This is a genomic window from Streptomyces sp. NPDC055243, assembly GCF_044544025.1.
In the GTDB taxonomy this organism is placed as follows: Bacteria; Actinomycetota; Actinomycetes; order Streptomycetales; family Streptomycetaceae; genus Streptomyces.
Genome location: NZ_JBITWR010000002.1, coordinates 317,782 through 342,725 on the forward strand (window position 1 = coordinate 317,782; position 24,944 = coordinate 342,725).

Genomic DNA, 24,944 nt, shown 5'->3' on the forward strand with positions numbered 1-24,944 from the left:
ATGGCTGGAACCAAGACCACCACGGGCGCGCCCACCGACGTCACCCAGAAGCACAACAAGGGCGGCATCGGCGAGTCCACGCTCCGTCCGGACGGCACCCTGAAGGTCACCGGCGAGTTCGCCTACTCCTCGGACATGTGGCACGAGGACATGCTCTGGGGCCAGACGCTCCGCAGCACCGTCGCGCACGCCGAGATCGTGTCGATCGACACCGTCGAGGCCCTCAAGACGCCCGGCGTCTACGCCGTCCTGACGTACGACGACCTGCCCGCCGCGATGAAGAACTACGGCCTGGAGATCCAGGACACCCCGGTGCTCGCGCACGGCAAGGTCCGTCACCACGGTGAGCCGGTCGCCCTCGTGGCCGCCGACCACCCGGAGACCGCACGCCGTGCCGCCGCGAAGATCGTGGTCGAGTACAAGGAACTGCCCGTCATCACCGACGAGGCGTCGGCGACCGCTCCGGACGCCGTCCTCGTGCACGAGGACCGCAGCGACGAGTACATCCAGCACGTCCCGCACCCGAACATCGTGCACAACCAGCCGATCGTCCGGGGCAACGCCGAAGAGGCCGCCAAGAAGGCCGACTTCATCGTCAGGGGCGAGTACACCTTCGGCATGCAGGACCAGGCCTTCCTCGGCCCGGAGTCCGGCCTCGCCGTACCGGCCGAGGACGGCGGCGTCGACCTGTACGTCGCCACCCAGTGGCTGCACTCGGACCTCGAACAGATCGCCCCCGTCCTCGGCCTGCCCGAGGAGAAGGTGCGTATGACGCTCTCCGGCGTCGGCGGCGCGTTCGGCGGCCGCGAGGACATCTCGATGCAGATCCACGCCTGCCTCCTGGCGCTGCGCACCGGCAAGCCGGTCAAGATCGTCTACAACCGCTTCGAGTCCTTCTTCGGCCACGTGCACCGCCACCCGGCGAAGCTCTACTACGAGCACGGCGCCACCAAGGACGGCAAGCTCACGCACATGAAGTGCCGGATCGTCCTGGACGGCGGCGCCTACGCGTCGGCGTCCCCGGCGGTCGTGGGCAACGCCTCGTCCCTGTCGGTCGGCCCGTACGTGGTCGATGACGTCGACATCGAGGCGATCGCCCTCTACTCCAACAACCCTCCGTGCGGCGCGATGCGCGGCTTCGGCGCCGTCCAGGCCTGCTTCGCCTACGAGGCCCAGATGGACAAGCTCGCCGACAAGGTGGGCATGGACCGGGTCGAGTTCCGCCAGCTCAACGCCATGTCGCAGGGCACGCTCCTGCCGACCGGACAGCCGGTCGACTCGCCGGCCCCGGTCGCCGAGATCCTGCGCCGCGTCAAGGCCCGCCCGCTGCCGCCCGAGCGCCAGTGGGAGTCCAGCGAGGGCGCGGACGTCCGCGCGCTGCCCGGCGGACTCTCCAACACCACGCACGGCGAGGGCGTCGTCCGCGGCGTCGGCTACGCGGTCGGCATCAAGAACGTCGGCTTCTCCGAGGGCTTCGACGACTACTCCACCGCCAAGGTGCGCATGGAGGTCATCAACGGCGAGCCGGTCGCGACCGTGCACACCGCGATGGCGGAGGTCGGCCAGGGCGGCATCACCGTCCACGCGCAGATCGCCCGCACCGAGCTCGGCGTCCAGCAGGTGACCATCCACCCCGCCGACACCCAGGTGGGCAGCGCCGGCTCGACGTCCGCGTCCCGTCAGACGTACGTCACCGGTGGCGCGGTCAAGAACTCCTGCGAGCTGGTGCGCGAGAAGGTCCTGGAGATCGGCCGCCGCAAGTTCGGCTCGTACCACCCGGCGTGGGCCACCGCCGAACTCCTCCTGGAGGGCGGCAAGGTCGTCACCGACGGCGGCGAGGCCCTCGCGGACCTGGCCGAGCTGCTCGAAGGCGAGAGCGTCGAGGTCGAGGCCGAGTGGCGGCACCGCCCGACCGTGGCCTTCGACAAGAAGACCGGTCAGGGCAACGGCCACGTCCAGTACTCGTTCGCCGCGCACCGCGCGGTCGTCGAGGTGGACACCGAGCTCGGCCTGGTCAAGGTCATCGAACTGGCCACCGCCCAGGACGTCGGCAAGGCGCTCAACCCGCTCTCCGTGGTCGGCCAGATCCAGGGTGGCACCACCCAGGGCCTGGGCGTCGCGGTGATGGAGGAGATCATCGTCGACCCGAAGACCGCGAAGGTGCGCAACCCCTCCTTCACGGACTACCTCATCCCGACCATCCTCGACACGCCGACCATCCCGGTGGACGTGCTCGAACTGGCCGACCCGAACGCGCCCTACGGCCTTCGCGGCATGGGCGAGGCCCCGACCCTCTCGTCCACCCCGGCCGTCCTCGCGGCGATCCGGAACGCGACGGGCCTGGAGCTGAACAAGACGCCGGTCCGTCCGGAACACCTCACGGGTACCTGACCGGCGCCTGGTCCCACGATCTCTCCGGGCGGCGCGTGCCTCCCACGGAACGTCACACTTCCCGTCGCCCGTGCCGCCCGGAGAACCCCAGTACCGCACCGCTCGCGGTCATCGCAGTACCTACGCAGCACCCATGCTCCTCGGAGCCCCAGTTCGTCTCGGGCCGTCCCCCGGGTCGTGCAGCCAAACGCACCATCCCAAATCCCGCAGTCTCCACAGGTCCCGGTAGGGAACAGCCTGTTGCGGGTGCCCCTTTGAACCTTGGGAGTTAGGCACCATGACCCAGCAGTCAACGGAGCCGAAGACCACGGCAGAGGACGCGGGCAACGGCTCACGCGTCCCGGCCGGCAGGTCCTGGCTCGACCGGTATTTCCACATAACGCACAGAGGATCGACGGTCGGTCGGGAGGTGCGTGGCGGCATCACCACCTTCATGGCGATGGCCTACATCATCCTTCTGAACCCGGTGATCCTCTCGGTGCCCGACGCCACGGGACACCGGCTCGACGGTGATCAGCTGACCACCGCCACCGTCTTCGCGGCGGCCGCCACCACCCTCGTCATGGGCATCCTCGGCAATGTGCCGCTGGCCCTGGCGGCGGGACTCGGTGTCTCCGCCGTGATGGCCTTCCAGGTCGCCCCGGAGATGACCTGGGGCAACGCGATGGCGATGTGCATCATCTACGGCGTCATCATCATCCTGCTGGTCCTGACCGGTCTGCGGACCCTGATCATGGACGCGATCCCGCTGGCCCTGAAGCACGCCATCACCATGGGCATCGGCATGTTCGTCACGCTGATCGGCCTGGTCCAGGCGGGCTTCGTCACCTCCATGCCGTCCAAGCACGGCGACATGGGCGCGAAGCCGATCCAGATGGGCATCGACGACAAGCTCATCGGCTGGCCCGTCCTGTGCTTCGCCGTCACCGTCCTGCTGATCTTCCTGCTCCAGGTCCGCAAGGTCCCGGGCGCGATCCTCATCGGCATCGTCGGCGGCACCGTCTTCGCCGCGATCGTCAACCAGGTCGCGGGCATGAGCCAGCAGGACTGGGGCCTCAACGCCCCGGAGCTCGACGGCTCCATCGTCTCGTCGCCCGACTTCGGCCTCTTCGGCGAGGTGTCCTTCAGCGGGATCGGCGACATCGGCGCCATCACCGTGGGCGTCATCGTCTTCACCCTGGTCCTCGCCGGCTTCTTCGACGCCATGGGCACCATCATCGGCATCGGCCAGCAGGCCAACCTGGCCGACAAGGACGGCAAGATGCCGGGCCTGAACAAGGCGCTGGCGATCGACGGTGCCGGTGGTGTCGTCGGCGGTTTCGCCGGTGCCTCCGGGCAGACCGTCTTCGTCGAGTCCACGGCGGGCGTCGGCGACGGCGCGCGCACCGGCTTCGCGAGCGTGATCACCGGTCTCGCCTTCACCCTGTGCCTCTTCTTCACCCCGCTGGCCCAGCTCATCCCGACGCAGGTCGCGGCCGCAGCGCTCGTGGTCATCGGCGCGATGATGCTGAGCAACGCCCGGCACATCGACTGGACCGACCAGGCCACCGCCATTCCGGTGTTCCTGACCACCGTCCTGATGCCGTTCACGTACTCCATCACGGTGGGTATCGCGGCCGGTGTCATCGCCCACGTCCTGATCAAGGCCGCCCAGGGCAAGGTCCGTGAGATCGGCTGGCTCATGTGGGTGCTGGCGCTCGTGTTCCTCGCCTTCTTCGCGCTCCACCCGATCGAGAACTGGATGGGCGTCAAGTAGCCCATCCTGGTCATCACACACCCGTTAGGAGACGGACATGCTGGACATCGCCGAAGAGCTGAACCGGTGGGTCGAGCAGGGACGCGACTTCGCGGTCGCCACCGTGGTGGCGGTCGGCGGCAGCGCGCCCCGGCAACCGGGCGCGGCCCTGGCCGTCGACGCCGACGGCACGGCCATCGGGTCCGTCTCCGGCGGGTGTGTGGAAGGCGCCGTCTACGACCTGTGCCGGCAGGCACTCGAAGACGGCGAGAGCATTCTTGAACGCTTCGGATACAGCGACGAGGACGCCTTCGCCGTGGGCCTGACCTGCGGCGGCATCATCGACATCCTCGTCACCCCGGTCCGCGCGGACTCCTCCGTGCGGCCGGTCATCGCCGCCGCGCTCGCCGCGGCCGCGTCGGGCGAGGCCGCGGCCGTCGCCCGCATCACCTCCGGCCCCGCCGAGCTGGTGGGCCGCGCTCTTCTCGTACGTTCCGACGCCGACGCCGGCTTCGAGGGCGGGCTCGGCGGCCATCCCGAGCTGGACCGCACCGTCGCGGGCGAGGCCCGCGCGATGCTGGACGCCGGGCGCACCGGCACGACCGAGATCGGCGAGGACGGCTCGCGCTGCGGGCAGCCCCTCACGGTCCTCGTCGAGTCGAGCGTCCCGCCGCCCCGCATGATCGTGTTCGGCGCGATCGACTTCGCGTCGGCGCTCGTCAGGATCGGCGCGTTCCTCGGCTACCGCGTGACCGTGTGCGACGCGCGGCCCGTCTTCGCGACGGCGGCGCGTTTCCCCGACGCCGACGAGATCGTCGTCGAGTGGCCGCACAAGTACCTGGAGCGCACCGAGGTCGACGGCCGCACCGTGCTGTGCGTGCTGACCCACGACGCCAAGTTCGACGTGCCCCTGCTCGAACTGGCCCTGCGGCTGCCGGTCGCCTACGTGGGCGCGATGGGATCGCGCCGCACGCACGAGGACCGCAACGAGCGCCTGCGTGAAGTCGGCGTCACCGAGCTGGAGTTGACCCGCCTGCGCTCACCCATCGGCCTCGACCTGGGTGCGCGCACCCCGGAGGAGACGGCCCTGTCGATCGCCGCGGAGATCGTCGCGAACCGCCGTGGCGGCAGCGGTGTCTCGCTGACGGGCGCGCACACGCCGATCCACCACGACGGCTCGCGGCGTCCCGCGGGGCGCATAGGGTCCGTGGCCTGACGTCCCGGCTCGGTCCGCCGCCCGCCCGAGATCCACGGGATCGACCGTCACCCCTGCTACGTTGCGTCACAAAATGACCACTTTGTGACGCAATGGGAGCACGTGTGAAGGTCGCCTGCGTCGGCGGCGGTCCAGCCGCCCTGTACCTCTCGATTCTGCTCAAGCGGCAGGACCCGTCCCACGACATCACCGTCCACGAGCGGAACCCAGCCGGATCGACCTACGGCTGGGGCGTCACCTACTGGGGCGGCCTGCTGGAGAAGCTCCGCGACGGCGACCCCGAGTCCGCGCGCGCCGTGGCCGAGCACTCGGTCCGCTGGAGCGACGGCGTCGCGCACGTCGGCGACCGCACCACGGTCCACCACGGCGACGAGGGCTTCGGCATCGGGCGCCACCGGCTGCTCGACATCCTGGCCACCCGGGCCCAATCCCTGGGCGTACGCGTCGAGTTCGAGCGGGAGATCACGGACGAGGCGCAGCTGCCCGACGCCGATCTGGTCGTCGCGGGCGACGGCGTCAGGAGCGCGCTGCGCGAGCGGCACAGCGGCCACTTCGGCGCGGAGGTCACGCTCGGGCGCAACAAATACATCTGGCTCGGCACCACCAAGGTCTTCGACTCCTTCACCTTCGCCTTCGTGGAGACCGCGCACGGCTGGATCTGGTGCTACGGCTACCGCTTCAGCGACGAGAAGAGCACCTGCGTCATCGAGTGCTCCCCGGAGACCTGGACGGGTCTCGGCCTGCACGAGGCGAGCGAGGCCGACGGGCTCGCCCTGCTGGAGCGGCTGTTCGCGGGGCCGCTCGACGGGCACCGCCTGATCGGCCGCGCGCAGTCCGACGGCAGCGCGCAGTGGCTCAACTTCCGTACGCTGACCAATCGCACCTGGCACCGCGGCAACGTGGTCCTGCTCGGCGACGCCGCGCACACCACGCACTACTCCATCGGCGCGGGCACGACGCTCGCCCTGGAGGACGCGATCGCCCTGGCGGGCGCACTGCGCAAAAGCCCGGAGCTGGGCCCCGCCCTGGCGGAATACGAGCGCGAGCGCAGGGCCGCCCTCCTCTCCGTGCAGAGCGCGGCCCGCTACAGCGCCCAGTGGTACGAGAACCTGCCGCGCTACATCGGCCTGGACCCGGCCCAGATGTTCGCGCTCCTGGGCCAGCGCCACTCGCCGCTCCTGCCGCACATCCCGCCGCAGCTGTACTACCGAATCGACCGCGCGGCCGAGCAGTTGGAGCCGCTGCGCAGGATGAAGCGGTGGCTGGGGCCGCGGGTGGCGCGGACGCTGCACGGCCGGTCGCAGGCTTCGCGGAACTGAGCCGAGGGCTTGCGCGGGGGAGGGTACGGACACCTGGGGTGATCTTGATCTCCGACGTCCCGACCCCGCGGGCCGCGATCTCCACGGGGAGGCGGACCGGCTGCGGCAGCACGGCCGTGCCGCCCTGGCCGAACTCCCCGACGGCATAGGGGCCTGGGCCCCGACGCGGTACGGCGTACGGACGCACCGCGGCCGCGCATCGAGGAGCTGACCGGGGGCGTCCCCGTCACGCGTAGGGGCGGGGCGGGGGAGAGGAGAGCAGGCCGTCCACCGCCCGGCCGAACATCCACCGCGCGGCGGCCAGGAGCACCCGGTCGAAGACCCGCGGCAGCCACCGCACCCGTAGGTCCTCCCGCCAGGCCACCGTCGACCCGGACCCGGACCCGGACCCGGACCCGGAGCCGGAGCCCGTCGCCCCGGGGGAGACCTCGATCTCCGCCCAGCCGGTCACGAACTGTCCCCGCTTCTCCAGGCGGCACAGGCCCCCGCCCCCGGCGGCCGGGCGCCACGTCACGACCTCCATCACGTCGTCGAAGCCCACCGGACCGATCCCGGTACGCGCGACGAACACCGTCCCCTCCCCGCTGGGCGGCGGCGTCCGGACGGTCACCCGCGTCAGCGGGACCACATCGGCATGCCGCTCCCACGCGGTGAGCCGGCGCCAGACCTCGTCGGCGGGCAGGGACGATTGCCGGTCGATACGGAAGAGAGCCACAGGGAGATCCTGCCAGGCCCCGGCGCGGAAACCCGCAGGCTAGGGCCGGTAGATCTTCCCCGGTTCCGCCTTGCCCGGCGCGAGCAGCTGGGGCACCGTCACGAAGACGTAGCCGCGCTTCTTCAGCTCGTCGATGATGCCCGGCACCGCGGGCACCGTCCCCTTGTAGATGTCGTGCAGCAGGATGATGCCGTCCCGCCGGGTCTGGTCGACGACGCGCTTCTGGATCAGGGCGGAGTCGTTGGTCGTGTAGTCCTTGGCGGTCACGCTCCACAGGACCTCCGAGAGGCCCTCCTCGCGCGAGATCTCGTTGACGTCGGGGTTGGTGCGCCCCTGCGGCGGGCGCATCAGCGTCGGCTTGTGGCCGATCAGCTTCTCTATCGCCTCGTTGGTCCTGCGCAGTTCCCGGCGTGCCTCGTCCGGCGTGATGTCGGTGAGGATCTTGTGCGACCAGGTGTGGCTCGCCACCTCGTGGCCCTCGTCCGCCATGCGCTTCACGAGGCCGGGGTGCTCGGCTATGTGGTTCTTGCCGAGCAGGAAGAAGGTGGCGGGCACCTTCTCCTCCTTGAGGATGTCGAGCAGTCGCGGCGAGTTCTCGCTCGGCCCCGCGTCGAAGGTCAGGGCCACGCACTTCGCCTTGCGGCAGTCGACCGTCCCCAGCTTCGCCTGGCTCTTGAGGCTCACGGCCGCCGCGTCCTTGCGGACGGAACTGGGTGCCGTGGTGTCCACCTTGGTGCATCCCGTCAGCGCGACGGCCATGGCCGCGGAGGCCATGGCCGTCAAAGAAGCGGCGCGACGGAACCCCTTGACGGATCTCTTCATCTTGCTTTTCGCAGCGGACATGCGAGCACTATACATAGCGCGTATACACACAGTGCATAGAGGGGTCGTCAAGTGTGCGCCGCCGCTGTGTGCGGCAGATGTACGCCGGAGGTGCGGGCCGCGGGTGCCCGCTCAGCGACCGCCCGCCAGGCCGCTCATCCAGGCCTCCACCGCCGCGGCGCCGCGCGGCAGACCCGCCGACAGGTTCTCGTTGCCGTCCGCCGTGACGAGGATGTCGTCCTCGATGCGGACCCCGATGCCCCGGTACTCCGCGGGCACGGTGAGGTCGTCCGGCTGGAAGTACAGGCCGGGCTCGACGGTGAGCACCATGCCCTCTTCGAGTACGCCGCCGACGTACTCCTCGGTGCGTGCCTGGGCGCAGTCGTGCACGTCGAGGCCGAGCATGTGGCCCGTGCCCGCCATGGTGAAGCGCCGTTGCAGGGCGAGCTCGAAGACCCGCTCCGGGTCGCCTTCAAGGAGGCCCCACTCGACGAGCTTGTGCGCGAGGTACCGCTGCGCCGCGTCGTGGAAGTCGCGGTACGCGGCGCCCGGCTTCACGGCGGCGATGCCGGCCTCCTGTGCCTCGTACACCGCGTCGTAGATCTTGCGCTGGAGCGGGGTGAAGGTGCCGTCGATGGGGAGGGTGCGGGTGACGTCGGCGGTGTAGAGGGTGTGGGTCTCCACGCCCGCGTCCAGGAGCAGGAGTTCGCCGGGGCGCACGGGGCCGTCGTTCTCCTGCCAGTGCATGATCGTGGCGTGCTCGCCGGCCGCGCAGATCGAGCCGTAGCCGATGTGGTTGCCCTCCAGGCGGGCGCGGCGGAAGAAGGTGCCCTCGATCCACCGCTCCGAGGTGGCGACGGCGGTGGCCAACTCCCGTACGACATCGGTGAATCCGCGGACCGTGGAGTCCACCGCCTTGCGCAGCTCGCCGATCTCCCAGTCGTCCTTGACCAGGCGCAGGCCGGAGAGTGCCTTCTCCAGCTCGGCGTCGCGCTCCTCGTCGGTCGTCAGGGCCTCCTCCAGCGCCGGGTCGTGGCCGCGCACGATGCGGGTCGGCACGGCGGGCGACGCGGCAAGCTCGGCCGGGGCGTCGCGCACGTCGCGGCAGGGCAGGCCCAGGAGCAGCTCGGACTCGGCGAGGCTGCGCCTGCGGCCCATCCACAGCTCGGCCGTCATGCCGATCCAGAACTCGTCGCTCTCCCGGCTGTCGCGCGGGAGTTGGTAGAGGTGCGCGTCGTGGCCCTCGCCTCCGGCGCGGGGTTCGAGGACCAGGGCGCAGTCCCGCGCCTGGTCGCCGGTCATGTGGACGTACGCGGAGTACGGGCGGAAGGGGTAATGGCTGTCGTTCGAGCGGATCTTGAGCTGCCCGGAGGGGATCACCAGGCGCTCGCCCGGGAACAGCGCGGACAGGGCGGCGCGGCGCCGCGCCGCGTGCGAGGACTGCTCGGCAGGGCGCAGGTCGCGCTGCTCGGTGTCGGCCCAGCCCGTCCTCATCAGGGCGGAGAGCTCGTCGGAGATCTCGGGGTACAGCCCGTTCTTGCGCACCGTGGACTTGCCGGCCTTGCTGGCCTTGCTGGCTTTGTCGGTCTCGGTGGCTGTGCTGACCTGGTTGGACTCGGCCATGGGGTTCACCTTTTCCTCCCCGTTCCGGGGCTCGTGGCGGAGTGCTCAGTGGCGGTTCCGCCAGCGTAGAGACCCTTGGCCCGTAAGGGAACATGTGACATAGTACTGGCGTGACAAAGCGGCTGACCTGCGATGTTGTGGTAGTCGGCGCCGGGATGGTGGGCGCCGCCTGTGCTCTGTACGCGGCGCGGGCCGGTCTTTCGGTCGCCTTGGTGGACCGCGGTCCCGTGGCCGGCGGCACGACCGGATCCGGCGAGGGAAACCTCCTCGTCTCCGACAAGGAACCCGGCCCCGAACTCGAACTCGCCCTCCTGTCCGGCCGACTGTGGACGGAGCTCGCCGCCGAGCCGGGCGTGGGCGCGAGCATCGAGTACGAGGCGAAGGGCGGCGTCGTCGTGGCGTCGTCCGGCGAAGGGCTCGCGGCGCTCGGGGAGTTCGCCGCCGGACAGCGCGAAGCCGGGGTCGACGCGCGGGCCGTCGCGGCCGACGAGCTGTACGAACTCGAACCCCACCTCGCTCCCGGCACGGCGGGCGGCGTCTTCTATCCGCAGGACAGCCAGGTGATGCCGTCCCTGGCCGCGGCCCAACTGGTGCGCCTGGCACGGTCGTCGGGTGCGGAGCTGCGCACCGGCTGGACCGTCACCGCCGTGCTGCGGACCGCGGGCGGCGAGGTGCGCGGGGTGCGCACCGACCGGGGCGAGATCCACGCCCCGTACGTCGTGAACGCGGCGGGCACCTGGGGCGGCGAGCTCGCCGCCCTCGCCGGAACCGACCTCCCCGTGCTGCCGCGGCGCGGCTTCGTCCTCGTGACCGAGCCACTGCCGCGCATGGTCCGGCACAAGGTGTACGCCGCCGACTACGTGGCCGACGTGGCCAGCGGATCCGCCGCGCTCCAGACGTCGCCGGTGGTCGAGGGAACGGCCGCGGGGCCCGTCCTGATCGGCGCGAGCCGCGAGCGGGTCGGCTTCGACCGCTCCTTCTCCCTGCCGGTGATGCGGGCCCTCGCGGCGGGGGCGACCCGGCTCTTCCCGTTCCTGGAGGGCGTCCGCGCGATGCGCGCGTACGTGGGCTTCCGCCCCTACATGCCGGACCACCTCCCCGCCGTCGGCCCCGACGCCCGGGTGCCGGGGCTCGTCCACGCCTGCGGGCACGAGGGCGCGGGGATCGGCCTCGCGGCGGGGACGGGCCACTTGATCGCCCAGGTGCTTACCGGGGTGAGCCCGGATCTCGCCCTTGCCCCCTTCCTCCCCGACCGTTTCGCCAACTGCCCGCCCCAGGAGGCTTCGTGAGCGACCGCACCCCCCTGAACCTGGTCCGCGCCCGCCCCGCCCCAGCGCACACCGTCACGTTCGACGGCCGCGAGATCCCGGCCCTGCCGGGGCAGACGGTGGCCGCCGCGCTCTGGTCGGCGGGCATCACGGCGTGGCGCACCACGCGGCGCGAGGGCGGGCCGAGGGGAGTCTTCTGCGGGATCGGCGTCTGCTTCGACTGTCTGGTGGAGGTCAACGGCCGCGCGAATCAACGGGCTTGCCTGGTCCCGGCCATCCCAGGCGCCGAGATCCGCACGCAGGACGGCAGCGGGCACGGCGGCGCCGCGGCTTGTGGCGGGCCGTCGACGGGAGGTGGCCGATGAGGACGGCTGAGGGTGCGGTTGCGGCCCCGGCCCGGAGGCCCACGCTCGCCGTGATCGGCGCAGGGCCCGCGGGCCTCGCGGCGGCGCTCGCCGCGGTGCGGCGCGGTGTGCACGTGACGGTGCTCGACTCGGCGCCGCAGGCGGGCGGCCAGTTCTACCGCCAGCCCGCCGAAGCGTTCCGCGCGCGGCGCCCGAAGGCACTGCACCACCAGTGGCGGACGTGGGAGCGGCTACGGTCCGGCCTCACGGAGGAGATCGCCGCGGGCCGCGTCACGTACTTGACGGAACATCACGTCTGGTTCGTGGAACGCCACGCCGGGGCGTCGCCGACCGGACGACCGCCGACGCCGGGGCCGGGCAGGGGAGCCGAAGCACGCCCTGACGCACTGGCTTCCGGCGCGTCGGGCGGCGCCTCTGCTTATGCGCCTGGCGGGCAGTTGCCTGCCGGGGTGTTGGGTGACGGGGTCGGGGCGGTGTCCCCCGGGGTGCCGGGTTCGTCCGTTGCGGGGCTCGTGGTTGATGCCGGGGGAGGTGGGTTTGTCGTGCATGCGCTGCTCGGGCCCGAGCAGGAAGAGTCCGTAGCCGTGCGTGCCGATGCCGTGCTGCTCGCCACGGGGGGATACGAGAAGGTCCTGCCGTTTCCCGGATGGACCCTGCCCGGGGTGGTCACCGCCGGTGGTGCGCAGGCCATGCTCAAGGGGGGTCTCGTGCTGCCGGGGCGCACCGTCGTCGTGGCGGGGACCGGGCCGCTGCTCATGCCCGTCGCCGCCGGGCTCGCGACCGCAGGTGCCGACGTGGCCGCCTTGGTCGAGTCCGCCGGCCCGAAGGCCTTCGCGCGGCACACGGCCACCCTCGCCGCCCATCCGGACAAGCTCGCCGAGGGGGCGCAGTACGCCGCCCGGCTCGCCCGGCACCGCATCCCGTTGGTCTCCCGGCACACCGTCGTCGAAGCGCACGGCAAGGACGCCGTCGAGGCGGTGACCATCGCCGCGCTCGACCCGGCGGGACGCGTCAGGCCCGGCACCGGGCGGCGCATCCCCTGCGACACCCTCGCCGTCGGTCACGGCATGCTGCCGCACACCGATCTCGCCGAGGGACTCGGCTGCCGCGTAGACGGCCTGAACGTCGCCGTCGACGCCGAGCAGCGCACCGACGTCCCCGGCGTCTGGGCCGCCGGAGAGGCCACCGGCATCGGCGGCGCCGCCCTCTCGCTCGCCGAGGGCCACATCGCCGGACGCTCCGCCGCCGCCCGGCTCCGGGGGATCACCCCCGACCCGCGCGCATGGGCCGCCGCCGCCAAGTCCCGTACGAGGATGCGGGAGTTCGCCGCGGTGCTCGCCTCCGTCTACACACCGCCCGCGCACTGGGCCGAACAGCTCCACGACGACACCCTCGTCTGCCGCTGCGAGGAGGTCCCCGCATCAGCGGTCCGCGAGGCCGTCGACGAGCTGGGGGCCACGGACGCGCGGACCGTGAAACTCCTGACCCGCGCCGGCATGGGCTGGTGCCAGGGCCGGATGTGCTCGGCGGCCGTCGCCGGGCTCGCGGGCTGCGCGGAGCGTTCCGCGCGGCGGCCGTTCGCCCGGCCCGTCCCGCTCGGCGTACTCGCACGGGCCGCCGACGACCGGCCGGACCCCGACCCCTCCTAGCCGCCGCACCCAGCCGCACCCAGCCGCACCGCACCGAAGGGAACACGCCCATGAACGCGCCCATGAACAGCCCTCACCCCCGCCCCTGGCACGGCGTCCTCGTCGCCACCGCGCTCCCGCTGAACGACGACCTGTCCGTCGACTACGGCCGGTTCGCCGAGCACTGCGCCTGGCTCGTCGAGAACGGCTGCGACGGCGTCGTGCCCAACGGATCGCTCGGCGAGTACCAGGTGCTCACCCCCGAGGAGCGCGCCAAGGTCGTGGAGACCGCCGTCGAGGCGGTCGGCGGGCAGCGGGTGCTGCCCGGCGTCGCCGCCTACGGCTCCGCCGAGGCCCGCCGCTGGGCCGAGCAGGCCAAGGACGCGGGCTGCGCCTCCGTGATGCTCCTTCCGCCGAACGCCTACCGCGCCGACGAGCGCTCCGTCCTCGCCCACTACGCCGAGGTCGCGAAGGCGGGCATCCCGGTCGTGGCGTACAACAACCCCATCGACACCAAGGTCGACCTGGTGCCGGAACTCCTCGCGAAGCTGCACGCCGAGGGGTACGTGCACGCCGTCAAGGAGTTCTCCGGAGACGTCCGCCGTGCCTACCGCATAGCCGAACTCGCCCCCGAGCTGGACCTGTTGATCGGCGCCGACGACGTCCTGCTCGAACTCGCCGTCGCGGGCGCCAAGGGCTGGATCGCCGGCTATCCCAACATGCTGCCCGCCGCGTGCGTCGAGCTCTACCGCGCCGCCGTGGCGGGCGACCTGGACACGGCGACCAAGCTCTACCGGCAGCTGCACCCGCTGCTGCGCTGGGACTCCCAGCCCGAGTTCGTCCAGGCCATCAAGCTCTCCATGGACATCGCCGGACGCCACGGCGGCCCCTGCCGGCCGCCCCGAGTGCCGCTGCTTCCCGAGCAGGAGCAGGCGGTGCGCACCGCCACCGAGCGGGCCGTCGCCGCCGGGCTCGCCTAGCCGCGTCCCCCGCCCCGCCCTCGTAGGACTCGTACGAAAGGCACCGCCCATGCGCAGCAAACTCGTCCTGCACGCGGTCGACTCGCACACCGAAGGGATGCCGACGCGGGTGATCACCGGCGGCATCGGCACCGTCCCCGGCGCGACGATGAACGAACGCAGGCTGTACTTCCGCGAGCACCGCGACGACATCAAGCAGCTCCTGATGAACGAACCGCGCGGCCACGCGGCGATGAGCGGCGCGATCCTCCAGCCGCCCACCCGGCCCGACTGCGACTACGGCGTGATCTACATCGAGGTCTCGGGCTATCTGCCGATGTGCGGGCACGGCACCATCGGCGTCGCCACCGTCCTCGTCGAGACCGGCATGGTCGAGGTCGTCGAGCCGGTCACCACGATCCGCCTGGACACCCCGGCGGGCCTCGTCGTCGCCGAGGTGGCCGTCCAGGACGGCGCGGCGAAGGCGGTCACGCTCAAGAACGTGCCGTCCTTCGCCGTCGCCCTGGACCGCAAGATCACCCTGCCCGACGGCCGCTCGGTGACGTACGACCTGGCCTACGGCGGCAACTTCTACGCGATCCTGCCCCTGGAGCAGTTCGGCCTCCCCTTCGAGCGCGACCGCAAGGACGACATCCTCGCGGCGGGCCTCTCGCTGATGGCGGCGATCAACGCCGAGGAGGAGCCGGTGCACCCGCAGGACCCGTCCATCCGCGGCTGCCACCACGTCCACCTCTACGCGCCCGGCGCCACCGCCCGCCACTCCCGGCACGCGATGGCCATCCACCCCGGCTGGTTCGACCGCTCGCCGTGCGGCACCGGGACGAGCGCGCGCATGGCCCAGCTGCACGCGCGCGGCGAGCTGCCGCTGGACACCGAGTTCGTCAACGAGTCCTTCATCGGTACGAAGTTCAGCGGGCGGCTGCTGGGCACCACCGAGGTCGCGGGCACCCCCGCCGTGCTGCCCAGCTTCACCGGGCGCGCCTGGGTGACCGGCACCGCGCAGTACCTCCTCGACCCGGACGACCCCTTCCCCGCGGGGTTCGTCCTCTAGGGGCCCGCCCGGCCCGGCGGGCTGGGATACTCGTGGCACGTGACATTGCACCAAGGAGGAACCGCCCCCATGGCCGCCCAGCGCAACCGCGCGCCGTCCGCCCCCGCCGGTCCCGCCCTGCCCAACCTGGGCGGGACCCGCAGCAGCTACCGCGAGCGGGTCGCGGACGCGCTCCGCGCCGCCCTCATCGCGGGCGAACTGCGCGCGGGCGAGGTCTACTCGGCGCCCACCCTCGCGGTGCGCTTCGGCGTCTCCGCGACTCCGGTGCGCGAGGCCATGCTGGACCTCGCCAAGGAGGGGCTGGTCGACACGGTGCCGAACAAGGGCTTCCGGGTCACCGCGGTCTCCGGGAAGCAGCTCGACGAGTACAAGCACGTCCGCGCGCTGATCGAGATCCCCACCACGGCGGAGCTCGCCACGTCGGCGGACCCCGCCGAGCTGGAGGCGCTGCGCCCGGCCGCGCGGGAGATCGTCACCGCGGCGGCGGACGGCGACCTCATCGCGTACGTCGAGGCCGACATCCGCTTCCACCTCGGTCTGCTCGCGCTCTCGGGCAACGACCACCTGGTCGAGGTGGTCGGCGACCTGCGCAAGCGCTCACGTCTGTACGGACTTCAGGCGCTCGTCGACGCGGGCCGTCTGGAGGCGTCGGCCGAGGAGCACCTGGAGATCCTGGACGCGCTGCTCGCCCGTGACGAGGAGGCGGTGCGCGCGGTGATGACCCGCCACCTCGGTCACGTGCGCGGCCTGTGGGCGGCCGACTAGCTCGGCCGGCGCGCCCGGCGGGCGTCAGATGTTGTTGCCCGGGATCAGGAACAGGTGGACCGACTGGTCCTTCTCGCGGAACCGGGAGTTCTCCGCGCCCTTCTTCGCCCGGTCGGACACGATCACCACATGGTCGGCCGAGACCCAGGACACGCCCTCCGGGTTGCCGTAGACCGTGCGGCCCTTGCCGTCGGTGGGCAGGCGGTAGACCGTGCCCTCGTCGACCTGCCACTTCTTGGTGGAGATGCGACCCACCCAGAGCGCGGACGACGCCTGGGACAGGACGGCGATCCGTCCGTCGCGCACGGACACACTGGCGTAGTCCTCGAAGGGCAGCGACTTGGGCAGCTGGATCGTGCCCGTGTTGATCCAGCGTTTGCCGCCCTTGCGGAAGACCTGGATGCGGCCGCCGCCCGGCGTCCTGCCCTTCTTGCCGCCCTCGCACCGGTTTCCCTCGCACAGGGCGAGGAGGTGGCCCGTGCCCGAGCGCTCGACCCACTCCAGGCCTTCCATGCCCTTGTTGGCGTCCGCCAGGTCGAAGTCCAGCTGCGCCGATCCGATGGGGCGCAGCTTCTCGTCGTACTCGTGGACGCGGGCGCGGAAGCCCTTGGGCTTGACCGGCTCGGCCTCGCTCAGCGTGAAGTAGTGGTCGTGCAGCTCGTCGTGGGCGAGATCCTCGTACCCGACGTTCGCCTCCGAACCGCCCGCCTTCTTGGCCTTGTTGTGGGTCAGGACGCCGTTCTCGGGAGCCTTGGGCGAGAGTTCGCTGCTGACCCGGATGAGAGAGGGCAGGTTGTCGCAGACGATCAGGAACGCGCCGTCGCGGTAGAGGACGCCGCTCGCCTCCAGGCGGGTGCCCGCGTCGTCGCCGATCAGATCCTGGATCTTGGCTTCCTTGACCAGGCGCAGCTCCCTCGGCTCCTTGGCCTTGGTCCTGGACTTGTCCGACTTCTTCGTTGCGGTCATGAGGGCAGTACCTCCATCGCACCGGGGAACGCCGCCCCACTGGCGCCGTTGGGATAGGTCTTGCGCAGTTCGGCAAGCTGCTGACGTGCGTGGTCGTAGCGCATGCGCGTGTAGTGGAAGATCCCGTACGTGAACTGCGAGCCCCGGCTCAGCTCCCACTGCCGGTACGCGGCGCGGTACACCTCGTCGTTGGTGAACTGCCGCCCGGTGAAGGGCTGTCCGTGCGGGCTGGTCGACTCGCCGTACGCGGCGGACGAGATGAGCTGCCACAGGCCGTCGGACCGCCCCGAACCCTCCGAGCCGAGCAGCGCGGCGACCCGCTCGGGGCCGAACTCCGTGTCCAGGAGGTATTCGAGGTGGTCGAGGTAGTACTGGCAGAAGTCGTGGTGCCGCAGCAGATTGGTGAACAGCGGCAGGTGTGACACCTCGTGCGGCGCGTGCGTGATCCGGCAGTAGTTGCGGCTCATCGCGGGCCAGTCGAGCAGGTCCGTGTACTGCCACTGCGTCGAGAAGAAGTCGATGCCCGAGCTGTTGTCGTAGTCCCAGGGGATGAACGTGAAGTACGGGCGCACCATGAAGCCCGTCGGGTCGCCGAGCCGGCCCGAGTTGTAGAGGTAGTAGTTCGACGGCGTCGCGAAGTAGTTGTCCCAGCTGCCCAGGAGGACGTTGGCGCCCGCCCAGCGCAGGAACGCGGGGACGTTCAGGACCTGCTCGACCGAGTCACGGAAGGCGTCGGTCGCGAACTTCCCCTCGCCGCCGCCCAGTTGGACGCCGTTGATGGTCCGCACGAGCGTGGCGAGGTCGTCGTAGGTGTTGGCCGACGGGTTGTCCTCGTTCGTCTTCAGGCGGTACGTACGGTCGTCCTCCAGGCTGCCCGCCGTGAAGTACTGCCGCCCGCTGTCGACGCCGTCCGTGCCGGTACGGTGCTCCAGGGTCGCGCAGCCGACGTCGCCGCAGTACGCCTTGTAGAGGTTGCCCTCGGAGTTCTTGCCGAAGTGGTCCTTCAGGAACTTCTTGTCGACCTGCTCGATGACCGAGAAGAGACCCATGTAGCGGTCGTTGATCGAGAACGTCGCGTACGTGTGCTGCGCCGCCGGGATGCCCGCGCGCTCCAGGAGCCGCCAGGCGACGGCCTCGCGCATCTGCGAGGGGTCGTTGTACATCGCCTTGAGGTTGATCCGCTCCATGCCGTAGAGCCGGTCCTCGCTCTCGCCGACCTCGAAGTCGATCTTCCAGGAGCGCTTGGGCGCGTGCGCCGTCAGATTGCCGCTGTTGACCATCGAGAACGAGGGCGTCGAGAGCAGTGTGTCGTCCGGGGCGTTGCTCCTCGCCAGGGTCAGCCGGGCGCCCTGTGGCGCCTGGATCACCTCGTCGGCCGTCAGGACGCCGGGCGGCCAGCCGGTGACCTTGACCTGATACATGTCCTGAGCGAAGAACTCCGCTTTGTTCTCGGCCGAGTTGAGGTACTCGTCGACGATCCGGCCGATCGCGGTCAGCTGCCCGTCCGCGTCGAGGAGTACGAGACTGGCCTCGGCCGATGTGCCCGACGCGCCTGCCTGCTCGGCGAGCAGCAGGTCGTACAACGTGTTGAACTCGGCTTTGGTCCGCAGCGAGGCATCGGTCGGTCCGGCCGCCGCGTTGGCCCGCTCGGCGAGCCGCCGCCCCGTGCCCGGCGCCAGCGCGGAGAGCGCGATGACCTGGTTCTTGAACGCGTCCCGGAACGTGCCCTTGCCGATGGTCCTGTCCACGAACGGCCTCCCTGGGGTTCCTGGGGTGAACCTTTCTCTCTACGCCCGGCGCCGCATGACCGCCAGACCGAGAATCGGCCTGGCGGTCATGCGGTCCGGCAGGGCTCGCACCCGGTCCGTCAGACCCCGAGGATCCTGATCGACGGGTGGATGGCCGTGTTCAGGTACAGCTTCTCCTTCTTGCGGTCCTGCTCCAGCTCCATCACGAGCCGGTACCGGTGCACGCCCGGCTTGGCGGTGCTCAGGACCGTGCCGGCCCAGTAGTAGTAGACCGGCGTCAACGGCGACCGCATGCGGTCCGGCATCCCGTAGATCTTCAGCTCGGTGAAGATCTTCCGCTCGGCCACGTCCTCCTCGTCACCCAGTTCGGTGTCCAGGAAAGTGATGTTGTTGATCTTCGGCATGGGGGGCCAGGTGCCGTCCGGGCGCTTCTCCATGTCGATCGGGCGCACGATCCAGTTCAGGACCTGGCCCTGCTTGCAGACCGTCTCCAGGGACGAGGTGCCCTGTCCTTTGCCGCCGATGCTGTTGTCCATCATGTACATCGAGTCGCTCAGGGAGCCCGTCTCCACCGCTCGCTCCATGTTGATGAGCGTCACGATGTTCAGCTGGACCGAGTTCAGCTGTCCGGGGTTCTGCTTCTGATGCACGCCGCTTGCCGACTTCTCCTGCACGCTGCTGCTCAACGCTCCTCCTTCGCGTACGCCGTCATGCCCGGCCCTAGCCGACGAGGGACGACGACAGAGTGGTGGCGATCGGTTCGTCCCTCGTGCCGAGCTTGAACTTGATCTGGTACGTGACGTTGGCCGCGTCCTTCTTCACCGTGCCGATCCAGTAGGCGACGTCGGTGCCCGGGTAGACCTTCCGCTCCGGCACGCAGATGGAGCTGTCGATCACGATGCCGTCGATGGCGACGTACGCCTCGCACTCCAACGCGAGTGCGTTCCAGAGGAGTTGGTCGCCCTTGCGCACGTGCGTCTGGAGCTCCTCGGTGCCGAAGCCGGTGGATCCCGCGGACTTGTTCGTGTCGTACATGTACAGGTGGCCCTGCATGTTGCCGGCTGCCAGGGCGCCCACACAGTCCACAACGGCGGTGATGGAGACGGGCCGCTTCGCGGCACTGTTCTCCCGCCGCCTGGGCGTGGTGGTCATCTGCTCCTCCTTCTGACTGAAGTCCGTGCGGGATCAGGGGGTGCCGGGGTGTGACGCCGCGTCCGGGGGGATGGGCAGCATGCCCATGCCCGCCTTGGTGAAGGCGTTCCGCCGGGGCTCCGAGGTGATCTTGAGGGCCGAGGGGCAGACCAGGTTGACCGCCTCCCACCGCAGTTCGCCGTTGAGCCCCACCAGCTTGTGCAGCTGGATCCGCATCACGTACGAGTAGGTGCCCGGCCGCGAGGTGTCGACGGTCGCGGACCAGTACCAGCCGTCGGTGACCAGGTCGGGGGAGCCGTACTCCGCCGGATACATGATCTTCGAGTCGACGGCCTCGCCGTAGATGTCGGTGATCACCGGCGCGGGGTAGGTGTAGGCCGCCGTGTTGTCCTCGGTGAGGACCTTGCCGGTGACGTCCAGGATCTTCTGCCCGGAAAGACGGCCGCGCGTGCGCCGCGTGGTCTTGACGCGGGCGCCGACGGTCTTGCGGACCTGGCTCAGCTGCTCGGTCTGGTCGGTGCCGGCGACCGAGGACTTGCTCGCGAGGTCCTGGAGCTCGGCCAGGGCCTGCTCGTCGGTCTGCCGCGCCCGGTCGAACTCGTAACCGCGCGGCACGGTGGGCGGGATGGAACCGAGGCTGTACGGAAGCCAGTTGAGCACCTGCTCGCTGGCCTGCGATCCGTCCCTCCAGTAGGAGCCGTTGATCGCGGTGACGAGCTCACCGGTTCCCTGATTCGTGGAGCCCTGGAGCTTCATGTTGTCGAAGAGGTAGGTGTTGCCTTCGAGTGACTCGGACTCCAGCGCACTGCCGACGTCCACGAGCACGATGATCGCCAATTGTTGGGGCATGATTCCGCCTTTGTCGCCGCTACTTGATTCCCGGCCCTTGCCGTCGCGCTCCGGCTGCTACTGACACATCAACGCGGGTGTGTCGACGTGCATGACGCTGTTCTCGCCCTCGTACATCTGGAGTTCCAGGCGGTACTGGTAGGCCACTCCGGGCGTCAGCCAGTTGGGCACCACGCCGGTCCAGACGTCGAGGTCGAGCTTGTCGCCCTCGGAGTGGTTGCCGCCCTGGGCGCCTTGGGTGCCCTGCGGGTGGGCCTGGCCCTGGGGTTGCTGGCCGTGGGGTTGCTGGCCGTGGGGTTGGCCGGGCTGCTGGCCCGGCTGCTGGTCGGGCTGCCGGCCCGGCGTCCGGCTCTGCGTCTGACCCCCGTTCGCGGGCACGAACGAGATGTTCTTGATCTCGACCGGCGTCTGCAGGTCCACGGCGAGCGCGGTCCACGACACGACCTGGCCGGGCCTGACCACGGTGCACAGGTTCGGCGTCCCCTGATGGGCGCTGTTGTGGCCGCCGTCGTCCATCATGCAGAGGTTGCCGTCGAGCAGTGTGCTGCCCGAGAGCGCTCCGATGACGTCGACGACCGCGATGATGTTGACTTGATGCTTCATCCTCACTCCTCCTTTAGGCGCGGTGGTGCCTGGCGCTGAGGCGCTAGCCCCGGTCCCGCACCAGCGGGACCTTGCCGACGGCCGTCCGCTCGATCTCGGCCGAGAGCCGGGGCACGAACTTGAGCTGGAAGCTGTAACCGGTCTTCTCGATCGACGCGGGGTTCGCCTCCCCGTGGTTGAACAGCGAGAGGGAACGCGGCAGGGCGTTCACGAACACCTGCTGGACGCCGTAGGGGCCGAGGGCCGTGTCCGTCCGGTACGTCATGCCGAGCACGTCGTCGACCGAGACGAACAGCGTGATGGTCCTGCCCTCGCGGTTGTTCACGAACTGGACCTCGTGGGCCACCGCGTCCAGGTCCACCGCCTCGACCGCCTTCAGCTCGTCGCGCAGCGCGGCGTAGGCGCGGGCGGCTGAGTACTGGCTGTCGTTGATGTGCAGCACGTCACCGGTACGGCCGGCGAACTCGAACCGCTGCGTCTTCAGGCCGGGGCCCTCGGTCCGGGGCCGCCGGATCATCCGGTCGCCCAGCTTGAGCCGCAGGAGGGGCGCCTCGTGGGCGTGCAGCCGGGTGACGACGAGCTCGCCCTCCTCGCCCTCGGCCACCCAGCGGCCGTTCTCGTCCACGATCTCGATGAAGTGCAGGCCGGGCACCGCCGACAGGTCGGGTGACCCGGGGTCCAGCTGGAGGCCGATGGTCTCCGCCTGGGTGGCGGCGAAGTAGCTGAGGATCGCCAGGTTCGGGTACAGCGCCTGCAGCTCCACCCGCTTGCGCTGCGAGAGTACCCCGCTGCCGTACAGGGCGACACGGAAGCTCTCCCTGGACTCCCTGCGCATGCCCGCGCCGAGCTCGCTCAGGATGGCGATGCCGGCGGAGATCCCCATCAGGGCCTTGGGGCCCTTGTAGGAGAACATGTGCTCCAGGACGGGGGCCGTGACGGGGCCCGCGCCGACGTAGTTGACGCCGGGCACGTGCTGGAGCACGCCGCCCACCATCGTGCCGCTGCTCCACATCTGGTAGTCGGCCAGCGTGGTGAACAGCCACTTGGGGTCGGTGCCCGCGAGGTACCGGTCGAGCTGATAGGTGCCCATGAAGCGTCCGGCGATCTCGTACGTGTCCTTCAACTCTCGCAGCGAGTAGACGACTTCGAGCGGGCGCCCGCCGCTGGTGCCGCCGCTGGCCACGACCTCGAACGCGCCGCGCGTCAGGGGCACGACCATGCCGGGGCGCGACTCCATGAAGAAGTCGCGCTGGATGTCCTTGTCCGAAAGGGGGATGCGCTGCCACGCCTCGTACGTCTCGGGGGCGTGCACGGTCCCCGCGTTGCGCAGGCGGTCGCGCCACAGCGGATTGAGCATCGCCGTGTTCACCATCTGCTGCAGCCGGCGCAGGACGACGGCTTCCTGAACCTCATGGGCAATCTCGCTGTACGGTGTCTGGCAGACGCGTTCGCATTCCCGCAACTTGTCGGCGAACGAGGGGAGCGCGGTTACGGCTTCGACTGCTTCCGGCAACAACTCCCAGTCCGGGATGAGCCAGTTGGCCAGTTCGCGGGCGCCACCGGGCGACAGTGCGGTCGGCGGAACGTGGTCGGCCTGTGGAACATGCGATGTACTCAACATCCGTCCCCTCTAAGCTGTTTCTGTTCCCGTTTTACTGCTGAGCAGGTCCTGGCCTGTCCTTCTGATTTCGGAGATCAGCATCCGGAAGTGTTCGCCGGTGATCTGATGGTTCATCATGACCACGCGCAGTGCGGCCACCCCATCGACGTTCACCTTTGAGATGAAGAAGTTTCCCCGGAGCTTCACGCTGTTGCGAATGGCGATCTGGAGGCGGTGGACATCCTCTTTCCTGATCCCGGCCGGGTGATATCGGAAGCACAGGATGTTCGCCTCCGGACGGTGCACTGCCTCGAAGTCGGGCTCGGCCCGTACGATGCCGTGGGCCTCCTCCGTCAATTGGCAGAGATACTCGATCTTCTCCGCGAACAAGGCAGGTCCGTACATGGCCCAGAGCGACCACAGGGTCATGATCATCGGCCTTTTCGTGCACTCGAAGTTCTTGCCCCCGCTGTCGTAGGCGGTGTATATGTCCGGCTCCTCGTCGAACACATAACTGGCCTTCTGCCGGAACGCGGTGAGGCTCGCCTCCTTGTCCCGGTAGAAGAGCATCGTGCACGGGGCGGGCACGAACATCATTTTGTGCGCGTCCCAGGTCAGGGAATCCGCCTTGTCGATTCCCCGCAATTTCTCGCGGAGGGTTTCCGACACCAGGAGGCTCGCTCCGTGGGCGCCGTCGACATGCAGCCAGAGATTCCTCTCCCGGGCCAGGTCGGCGAGTTCGTCGATGGGGTCGAAGGCGCCCACCGATGTGCTGCCGGCCGACGCGACGAGACAGAACACCTTCAGGTTCTGCCGCTCGGCCGCCTCCAGGGCGGGCCGGGCGTCCGCCACGGAGATCTGACCCCGGCTGTTCAGCGGCAGCCGCACGAGCTGTGCCTCGCCGATGCCCATCACACCGGCCGCCCGCGCGACGCTGTAGTGCACGTCCGAGCCCACCGCGATGGCGGGCCGCGGCTGCCCGCGCAGGCCGGAGCCGCCCTCCGACCAGTAGCCGGGCAGCTTCTGGTTGCGGGCCGCCAGGAGCGCGGTGAGGTTGGCCAGGGACCCGCCGGACGTGGTCACCATGGTGAACCGGGCCGGATCCCAGCCGATGAACCGGTTCAGTTCGTCAGCCATGATCCGCTCCACCGCGTTCGGCAACTGGGCCGCCTCGTAGAACGAGGCCGGCTGGTTGACCACCGAGCTGACGAAGTCGATGACGCCGGCGAGCGGCACGACGCCCGAGAACTGGCGGCCCATGTACCCGGGCGAGTGCACCTGGATGCCGGTCCTGATGTACAGGTCGATGATCCCCGCGAGCTTCTCCTCGTCGAACGCCGCGACCCGCTCGCGCTCCGTCGTCATCAGGGCTTTCGCCGCCTCCGACAACCGGGCAGGATCGGTCAGTTCGAGACCCCTGATGGAGAGATCGGAAAGGTGCTTCTCCAGCTTCGCAAGAGCCGTTTCGGAGGTTTCCCGGAACAGTTGAGCGTCGAACGCCTCGAGCAGTAATCCGCTCCCGTCGGAGGCGGGATTGTGCGGCCGAGATTCCGTCACGGGGGTCTCCTTCGGAAAGTCCCTGTGTTGCCCGACATGTAGGTGTGGGGCGGACGCGACCTGCGCAGAGTCCGGTGTTTCGAGCATGCCGACGGGCAGAAGGACTTCGAATACCGATTCGATTTCGATGGGTCGGCCCGGCTGGTCAAGCCGGACGGCACCATCTGCTCCGGCGGCGCCCGGTCGGTGGCAGCCGCACAGAACCCCCTGGAAAGAACAGCCTTTGGTGTTACAGGGCGGCGCGGACCCCCCGGTTCTCGCGCCACACCCACACGATCGGCTTCTCCCCCCTCGTACCCCTCGTGTTTCCCCCCACGTGAAGCAACCGTAGAGCCATATGTTTCGAAGAGGTGACTCTCTTCAATGGTCTGTCCAAAAAACAGCGCGGACCGCCTGACGGGCCGTCAATGGCGCTTGGCCACATCCGTATTCACAAGTACCTCGGCCGTCGAGCGGCGTCCGCACCTTTCGGACAGGGGCCCGGTGTTCTGATTCCAGGTCACGCAAGGCGCGAAGGGTGGATTCGCCGACGGGATCCGGTCAGGGGCGTCGGCTTCTTGCCATTGTCATGTGTCCGACGAGTTCGACGTG

Annotated in this window: 21 protein-coding genes; 10 read left to right on the forward strand and 11 right to left on the reverse strand. The window is 69.9% G+C overall.

What is annotated here, in order from left to right:
* The 4 genes from pucD (at position 1) to ACIGXX_RS06290 (ending at position 6,661) form a co-directional block, all read left to right on the forward strand.
* Positions 1–2,391 carry a xanthine dehydrogenase subunit D gene (gene pucD, locus ACIGXX_RS06275; protein WP_351158678.1) on the forward strand — a complete coding sequence of 797 codons (2,391 nt, stop codon included), beginning with the start codon at positions 1–3 and terminating at the stop codon, positions 2,389–2,391.
* A gap of 277 nt (positions 2,392–2,668) precedes the next feature.
* Positions 2,669–4,147: an NCS2 family permease gene (locus ACIGXX_RS06280; protein ID WP_351158680.1), complete on the forward strand. Its 1,479-nt coding sequence runs from the start codon at positions 2,669–2,671 to the stop codon at positions 4,145–4,147.
* Positions 4,148–4,184: 37 nt separating this feature from the next.
* Complete coding sequence (locus tag ACIGXX_RS06285; protein WP_399973233.1) at positions 4,185–5,342, forward strand: XdhC family protein; 1,158 nt, start codon at positions 4,185–4,187, stop codon at positions 5,340–5,342.
* A 92-nt stretch (positions 5,343–5,434) separates the two neighbouring features.
* The gene (locus tag ACIGXX_RS06290) at positions 5,435–6,661 is read left to right on the forward strand and encodes an FAD-dependent monooxygenase (protein WP_399973236.1); all 1,227 of its coding nucleotides are present in this window, start codon (positions 5,435–5,437) and stop codon (positions 6,659–6,661) included.
* 226 nt (positions 6,662–6,887) lie between these two features.
* Here ACIGXX_RS06290 and ACIGXX_RS06295 read toward each other — a convergent pair whose 3' ends face one another.
* The 3 genes from ACIGXX_RS06295 to ACIGXX_RS06305 form a co-directional block, all read right to left on the reverse strand.
* Positions 6,888–7,376: an SRPBCC family protein gene (locus ACIGXX_RS06295; protein WP_351158686.1), complete on the reverse strand. Its 489-nt coding sequence runs from the start codon at positions 7,374–7,376 to the stop codon at positions 6,888–6,890.
* A 39-nt stretch (positions 7,377–7,415) separates the two neighbouring features.
* Positions 7,416–8,219 carry a polysaccharide deacetylase family protein gene (locus tag ACIGXX_RS06300; RefSeq protein WP_383817364.1) on the reverse strand — a complete coding sequence of 268 codons (804 nt, stop codon included), beginning with the start codon at positions 8,217–8,219 and terminating at the stop codon, positions 7,416–7,418.
* 111 nt (positions 8,220–8,330) lie between these two features.
* The gene (locus ACIGXX_RS06305; protein ID WP_399974326.1) at positions 8,331–9,692 is read right to left on the reverse strand and encodes an aminopeptidase P family protein; all 1,362 of its coding nucleotides are present in this window, start codon (positions 9,690–9,692) and stop codon (positions 8,331–8,333) included.
* 239 nt (positions 9,693–9,931) lie between these two features.
* Here ACIGXX_RS06305 and ACIGXX_RS06310 point away from each other — a divergent pair, with 239 nt between their 5' ends.
* The 6 genes from ACIGXX_RS06310 to ACIGXX_RS06335 all read left to right on the forward strand — a co-directional run bounded on the left by ACIGXX_RS06310 (position 9,932) and on the right by ACIGXX_RS06335 (position 15,878).
* The gene (locus ACIGXX_RS06310) at positions 9,932–11,110 is read left to right on the forward strand and encodes an NAD(P)/FAD-dependent oxidoreductase (protein WP_399973239.1); all 1,179 of its coding nucleotides are present in this window, start codon (positions 9,932–9,934) and stop codon (positions 11,108–11,110) included.
* On the forward strand, positions 11,107–11,454 hold the full coding sequence (locus ACIGXX_RS06315; RefSeq protein ID WP_361472060.1) for a (2Fe-2S)-binding protein: 348 nt from the start codon (positions 11,107–11,109) through the stop codon (positions 11,452–11,454). Before ACIGXX_RS06310 ends, ACIGXX_RS06315 begins: the two co-directional genes overlap by 4 nt.
* Complete coding sequence (locus ACIGXX_RS06320) at positions 11,451–13,103, forward strand: FAD-dependent oxidoreductase (RefSeq protein WP_366463684.1); 1,653 nt, start codon at positions 11,451–11,453, stop codon at positions 13,101–13,103. Before ACIGXX_RS06315 ends, ACIGXX_RS06320 begins: the two co-directional genes overlap by 4 nt.
* A 50-nt stretch (positions 13,104–13,153) precedes the next feature.
* Complete coding sequence (locus ACIGXX_RS06325; protein ID WP_383817372.1) at positions 13,154–14,062, forward strand: dihydrodipicolinate synthase family protein; 909 nt, start codon at positions 13,154–13,156, stop codon at positions 14,060–14,062.
* A 49-nt stretch (positions 14,063–14,111) separates the two neighbouring features.
* Positions 14,112–15,113, forward strand: a complete 1,002-nt coding sequence (locus ACIGXX_RS06330; protein WP_366463683.1) for a proline racemase family protein — start codon at positions 14,112–14,114, stop codon at positions 15,111–15,113.
* A 69-nt stretch (positions 15,114–15,182) separates the two neighbouring features.
* Positions 15,183–15,878, forward strand: a complete 696-nt coding sequence (locus tag ACIGXX_RS06335; protein WP_351158698.1) for a GntR family transcriptional regulator — start codon at positions 15,183–15,185, stop codon at positions 15,876–15,878.
* Positions 15,879–15,902: 24 nt separating this feature from the next.
* Here the strand turns inward: ACIGXX_RS06335 and ACIGXX_RS06340 are convergent, their stop codons facing one another.
* The 8 genes from ACIGXX_RS06340 to ACIGXX_RS06375 all read right to left on the reverse strand — a co-directional run bounded on the left by ACIGXX_RS06340 (position 15,903) and on the right by ACIGXX_RS06375 (position 24,353).
* Positions 15,903–16,844, reverse strand: a complete 942-nt coding sequence (locus ACIGXX_RS06340) for a hypothetical protein (protein ID WP_399973245.1) — start codon at positions 16,842–16,844, stop codon at positions 15,903–15,905.
* Positions 16,841–18,592 (reverse strand): CotH kinase family protein, encoded by a 1,752-nt coding sequence (locus tag ACIGXX_RS06345; protein WP_399973248.1) that lies wholly within the window; start codon positions 18,590–18,592, stop codon positions 16,841–16,843. Before ACIGXX_RS06345 ends, ACIGXX_RS06340 begins: the two co-directional genes overlap by 4 nt.
* 119 nt (positions 18,593–18,711) lie before the next feature.
* The gene (locus tag ACIGXX_RS06350) at positions 18,712–19,278 is read right to left on the reverse strand and encodes a hypothetical protein (RefSeq protein ID WP_361472044.1); all 567 of its coding nucleotides are present in this window, start codon (positions 19,276–19,278) and stop codon (positions 18,712–18,714) included.
* A gap of 34 nt (positions 19,279–19,312) precedes the next feature.
* On the reverse strand, positions 19,313–19,744 hold the full coding sequence (locus ACIGXX_RS06355) for a hypothetical protein (RefSeq protein WP_351158708.1): 432 nt from the start codon (positions 19,742–19,744) through the stop codon (positions 19,313–19,315).
* 33 nt (positions 19,745–19,777) lie between these two features.
* On the reverse strand, positions 19,778–20,593 hold the full coding sequence (locus tag ACIGXX_RS06360) for a hypothetical protein (RefSeq protein WP_351158711.1): 816 nt from the start codon (positions 20,591–20,593) through the stop codon (positions 19,778–19,780).
* A 57-nt stretch (positions 20,594–20,650) separates the two neighbouring features.
* Positions 20,651–21,196: a hypothetical protein gene (locus ACIGXX_RS06365; RefSeq protein WP_399973253.1), complete on the reverse strand. Its 546-nt coding sequence runs from the start codon at positions 21,194–21,196 to the stop codon at positions 20,651–20,653.
* 43 nt (positions 21,197–21,239) lie between these two features.
* A complete protein-coding gene (locus ACIGXX_RS06370) occupies positions 21,240–22,817 on the reverse strand; it encodes a hypothetical protein (protein WP_399973256.1) in 1,578 nt (525 codons plus the stop codon).
* 9 nt (positions 22,818–22,826) lie between these two features.
* A complete protein-coding gene (locus ACIGXX_RS06375; protein ID WP_351158719.1) occupies positions 22,827–24,353 on the reverse strand; it encodes an aminotransferase class V-fold PLP-dependent enzyme in 1,527 nt (508 codons plus the stop codon).
* Between the last annotated feature and the right edge of the window lie 591 nt (positions 24,354–24,944).